The organism is Haloferax sp. s1, assembly GCF_058382125.1.
In genome coordinates, this window is record NZ_JBZRPK010000469.1 from 1 (window position 1) to 5,239 (window position 5,239).

The following is a 5,239-nucleotide window of genomic DNA, read 5'->3' on the forward strand; positions in this document are numbered from 1 at the left end:
GGGACGTTGACTCCTTCGCGGGCGGGAAGGTCCAGATGGCCGAGTTCGAAGTCGGCGCGGAAAGTCCCGTGGCGAACCAGACCGTAAGCGAAGCGGACCGATTCGACTCGCTCACGTTCGCGGCCATCCTCCGCGACGGCGAGGTGACGATTCCTCGCGGTGATACGGTTATCGGACCGGGAGACCGGATTGTCGTTATCGGCAGTCCCCAGAGCGTTCAGGGATTTGCGAGTTCGGTCTCGCCCGACGAACCGCCGGGAACCGCTGAAGAGGTGGTCATCGTCGGCGGGAGCGAAATCGGCTACCACGTCGCCCGACTGCTCGAAGAACGCGGCTTCAAACCGCGACTCATCGAGCAAGACGCCGACCGCGCCCGTGAACTCGCAGAGGAGTTGCCCGGAACAATCGTCATGGAGAGCGACGCGACCGATATCGACTTCCTCGAACGCGAGTACATCGGCGACGCCGACCTGCTCGTCTCTGCACTCGACTCCGACGAGAAGAACCTGCTCGTCTCGTTGCTCGCGGCGCGCCTCGGCGTCGAACGAACCGTCGCCGTCATCGACACGACGCCGTACGTCGACCTCTTCGAGGCCGTCGGCGTCGACGTTGGCGTGAGTCCGCGCGAGGTCGTCGCCGAAGAAATCACGCGATTCACTCGTGATGGCGGCGCGGAGAACGTCGCGCTCATCGAGTCGGACAAGGCCGAAGTCCTTGAAATCGAAGTCGACGCCGACAGCGTCCTCGCCGGCAAACCCATTCAGGAGTCGATTGCATCCCTCCCCGAAGGCGTCGTCATCGGTGCCATCACGCGACGGCGCGAGTTCATCACGCCGCGAGGTGACACCGTCATCAAACCGGGGGACCACGTGGTCGTCTTCGTCGATAGCTGCGCCATCGACGACGTGTCTCCCAAACTGTAGTCAGCTACAGCGTTCGGAACTGCTGTTCTGAGGGTCCTAACCGCACGCGCCACGAGCGAACAGCCGCCGCGCCACTGATTCTCGCACACGCGAGCGAACCCGAACACGGAAGAACCCGGCGCGCGGTACGTTAGTCCACGGATGAAATTGCGGGTCGACTATAGAGCCAGCCTTCGTCTCGTCGGGACAGTACTGAAATATCTCACAGTCCCGCTTTTGTTCCCGCTCGTCGTCGCGCTGTACTACGGTGAGTCGGTGCTCCCGTTCGTCGTCACGATGGCCGTCACGGTTCTCATCGGGACGGGGCTCGAACGCCTCGCAGAAGAACCCGACATCGGGGCCCGCGAGGGGTTCCTGATGGTCGCGATGACGTGGCTGGCTGTGGCTTTCGTCGGTGCGATTCCGTACCTTATCGAGGCGCACGGTATCCCCTTCATTGCGCAGCCGATTCACCCCGAATCAACCCTCGGAAATCCGGCGAACGCCCTCTTCGAGACGATGAGCGGGTTTACCACGACCGGAGCGACGGTCCTCGGCGACATTTCTTTCGACTCGCACACCCGCGGCATCATGATGTGGCGACAACTCACCCAGTGGCTCGGGGGGATGGGTATCGTCGTCCTCGCGGTAGCGATTCTTCCTGAACTGTCGGTCGGTGGCGCACAACTGATGGACGCGGAAGCGCCCGGTCCCGGCATCGAAAAGCTCACCCCCCGAATCGCCGAGACGGCGCGCGCGCTCTGGGGCGCGTACCTCGGCCTCACGGTCCTCGAAATCGTCCTTCTCCACGGACTCAACGTCACCGGCCACGCCCCAGGGATGGGCGTCTACAACGCCATCGCCCACGGGTTGACGACGATGCCGACCGGCGGGTTCTCGCCGGAAGCAAAGAGTATCGAGGCGTTTTCCGCCGCGGCGCAGTGGGTGATTATCCCCTTCATGGTCGCTGCGGGGACCAACTTCGCGCTCTTCTGGCACGTCCTCACGGGCGAGCCGAAGCGACTCGTCCGCGACACCGAGTTCAAATCCTACCTCGGAATTATGGGCGTCATCTCGGCCATCCTTGCGGGCGTCCTCTTTTTCGGCGACGGCCTGATGTCCGTCGCGCCAGCGGGCGAGACCTACGACCAAGTGTACCTCGAAGGCATTCGGACAGCCATCATCGGTAACGTCGAACCGGCGATTCGCCAGTCGGTGTTTCAGGTCGTCTCCATCGTCACGACGACGGGCTATGCGAGCATGGACTTCAACGCGTGGAGCGCGCCGACGCAGTACGGCCTCCTGTTCGCGATGTTCATCGGTGGCTCCGGCGGTTCGACCGGCGGTGCGATTAAAATCGTTCGCTGGTACGTCATCCTGAAATCGCTCCGCCGCGAGCTATTTACGACGGCCCACCCCGAGGCAGTTCGCCCCGTCAGACTCGCCGGCCGCACGGTCGATGAACGCGCCATCCGCGGCATCTACGCCTTCACGCTCCTGTATCTCGTGTTGTTCTTCGTCTCGACGGGCCTGCTCCACCTCGATGCCGCGCGCGCCGGCTTCGACGTGAGTATCCTCGAAACGATGAGCGCCGTCGCTGCGACCCTCGGGAACGTTGGCCCGGGCTTCGGCGTCGTCGGCCCGATGGGGAGTTATCTCGACTTCTCCAACAGTTCGAAACTGTACATGGTCCTCCTGATGTGGGTCGGCCGTCTGGAGATTCTACCGGTGCTCGTCATCTTCACGCCGGAGTACTGGCGGCGGTGAACGGAAAATTGGGCGAAGGAGTGTCGGAACGCTACGGATTCAGCCCGTAGAGAACCGACCGGAAGAACACTAACACGGGGATAATTTCGAGCCGTCCAATCCACATGTTGAAGAGAAACATCGCCTCCGCGTAGGGGTTCATCGACGGTCCGGTGATGCCCGTCGAGATGCCGACGTTCCCCTGCGCGCTCGCGACTTCGAACAGTGCGTCCGCATAGGTGAACTCCGGTCCGGCGAGGTTCACGAGGAGGACGCTCGACGCGACGAGCAAGAGCACCCAGAGCATCGAGACGATGGCTGCCTCGGAGAACTCGCGGTCCATCTCGCTCCGGGAGAGACGGCGACCGTTCATTTCGATGTTCACGACGGTGCTTTCGGGCAGGAAGACGCGGGAGAACTGCCACTGGATGCCACGGGAAATCGTGTACCCGCGGATGATTTTGATGCCGCCGACGGTCGACCCGGCAGCGCCGCCGAGGGTCATCGCGCCGGAGAGCAGCAGTTTTCCGCCGTCGGACCACTGGCCGAGCGGCGCGGCCTGAAAGCCAGTACACGAGAGCGCACTCACCCAGTGGAACGCCGAGTCGCGGATGGCATCGGTCTCCGGGCCGCCGATAATGCCCGAGAGACCGAAGTAGTCCGCTGTTTCGACGAATGCAGACCCCGCAGTCGTCGGGAGAGAGACGAGATTCTGGATTGTGAGTCCTGCCACGCCGACGGCAAATATGGCGAGCAACCACCGGGTCTGGAGGTCCGTCCACAACTTGTCGACCTCGCGGTTCCGGAGGATAGTGTAGTGGATGGGGAAGGCGATTGCGCCGAGCGCCATGATGGGCAGCAGTACCGTCTCGATGAGCGGCGAGTTGTACGTCCCGATTGAGTTGTCGGTGACGGCGAACCCGCCGGTCGAGAGACCAGTCATCGCGTGATTGAGCGCCTGCCAGCCAGCCTCCCAGAGGGGAAGGGCCGAGCCGTAATTGCTCGCGCGGATGGCGACGAAGAGCACGACTACCGAAAGCACCGTGTAGCCGACGAAAATCTTCCAGACTGTCCGAACCGTCGAGACGACGCTCGGATGAATCTTCTCCTCACGGGCCTCACCGCGGTAGAGCGCGTAACTACCGCTTCCTGGCCGCGAGAGAATCGAGACGGTGAGGACGATGACGCCCACGCCGCCGACCCATTGGATGAGAGAGCGCCACCACTGAATCGTCCGCGGAAGCGACGGTTCGTGAATCCCCATCGTGAGGCCGCTTCCGGTCCAGCCGCTCATGCTCTCGAAGAGGGCGTGCAGCGGGTTGCGGAAGTAGACGAGACTCGACTGGGTGTACTCGACACCAGCGGGGACGAGCGCCGTGAACACCGAATCAGGAGCGAAATGCGCCGTGAGGAAAAACGGCAGCGACCCGAAGGCGGCTGTTGCAAACCATCCCGCAGCGGCGATTATCATCCCGTGTTTCATGCGCGGTGCGGGCGCTTCGTCGAACGCCTTCCGCGCACCCAAGCCGACACCAGCAGTCGCGCCCGCGGCGATGAAGAATGCGAGTGCGGCGTACCACTCGCCGAATCCAATCGCAACGAGGACTGAGACGGCCATCAACAGTGATTCCATGGCGAGGAGCGACCCGACGTCGCGACCGATGACCGCAAGGTCGGCGGGCCACCCCGCAACCATCCGTCCGCGGCGCGGCATCAGTGGTCCTCGTAATGGCCGAACACGTCTGTCACTTCAGGTGTCGCACCTTTCGCGGAGTAGACGGTCAAGAGGTCGCCCGCGCCGACGGTCGTGTTGCCGCGCGGCGTGACGGGGTCGTCGTTAGGCTCGCGCTCGATGGCGACGATGAGTGTATCGTCGTCGAGGAGGCCATCCTGTGCGGTTTCCTGAATAGTCCGCCCCACGATTGGTGCCTCTTCGTCGACGCGAATTTCGAACACCTCGGCGCGGTCGCCGATGCGCATGTAGTCGACGATAGAGGGGCGTTTGACCGCCCGGTAGAGGTACTCCGCGATGAGTCGCTGGGGGTTTTCCATCGTGTTGACGCCGATTTGCCGGTAGAGGCTCATATGCTCGGGGTTGTGGACGACAGAGACGATGTCCGGAATTTCGAGTTCCTTCGCCAAGAGACAGACCATGATGTTGGTCGCGTCCTTGTCGGTCGTCGTGATGATGGCGTCGGCGCGGTCCGCGCCGGCCTCTTCGAGCGTCTGTTTGACCGTGGCGTCGTCGTTGAGCACGAGGCAGTCGAACGTTGCCGCTGCGGCCTCGGCTTTTGCCTCGTCGCGCTCGACGACGACCACCTCGTTACCGCCCTCCGTGGCGATTTCGATGAGCGGCGTCCCGATGTTGCCGGCGCCGACGACGATGATATACATGACGTTCCGCCGTGCGCGTCGGTTCGTGGAAAAACTATCGGCATCTCGGTCGGTCTTTCGAAGCCTGAATTGTTGAACAGAATTCTGCTGAATGACGAATAGAGGCGCACAATATTTCGTATTCGATAACAGAGGTGACTATCCGTCCAACTCTGGCGCAGAGTGTTTCGGACAACCTGATGAGCCTGCTTCGTGAG

General features: G+C 62.6%; 4 protein-coding genes. 2 read left to right on the top strand and 2 right to left on the bottom strand.

Translation table 11 applies throughout. The features are described from left to right. Together QT222_RS07010 and QT222_RS07015 are read left to right on the top strand one after the other, a co-directional pair. Positions 1-923 (top strand): Trk system potassium transport protein TrkA (locus tag QT222_RS07010; protein ID WP_491476750.1); only part of this gene is annotated, 923 nt, incomplete at its 5' end. Between the two features lie 141 nt (positions 924-1,064). Then, entirely contained in the window at positions 1,065-2,669 is a 1,605-nt protein-coding gene (locus QT222_RS07015) for a TrkH family potassium uptake protein (RefSeq protein ID WP_004572615.1), read from the top strand. A gap of 31 nt (positions 2,670-2,700) precedes the next feature. Here the strand turns inward: QT222_RS07015 and QT222_RS07020 are convergent, their stop codons facing one another. Then, on the bottom strand, positions 2,701-4,362 hold the full coding sequence (locus tag QT222_RS07020; protein ID WP_004572616.1) for a TrkH family potassium uptake protein: 1,662 nt from the start codon (positions 4,360-4,362) through the stop codon (positions 2,701-2,703). Continuing rightward, positions 4,362-5,042, bottom strand: coding sequence for a potassium channel family protein (locus QT222_RS07025; RefSeq protein ID WP_004572617.1), 681 nt, complete (start codon positions 5,040-5,042; stop codon positions 4,362-4,364). The genes QT222_RS07020 and QT222_RS07025 overlap by 1 nt, the downstream gene beginning before the upstream one ends. Positions 5,043-5,239 lie beyond the last annotated feature (197 nt).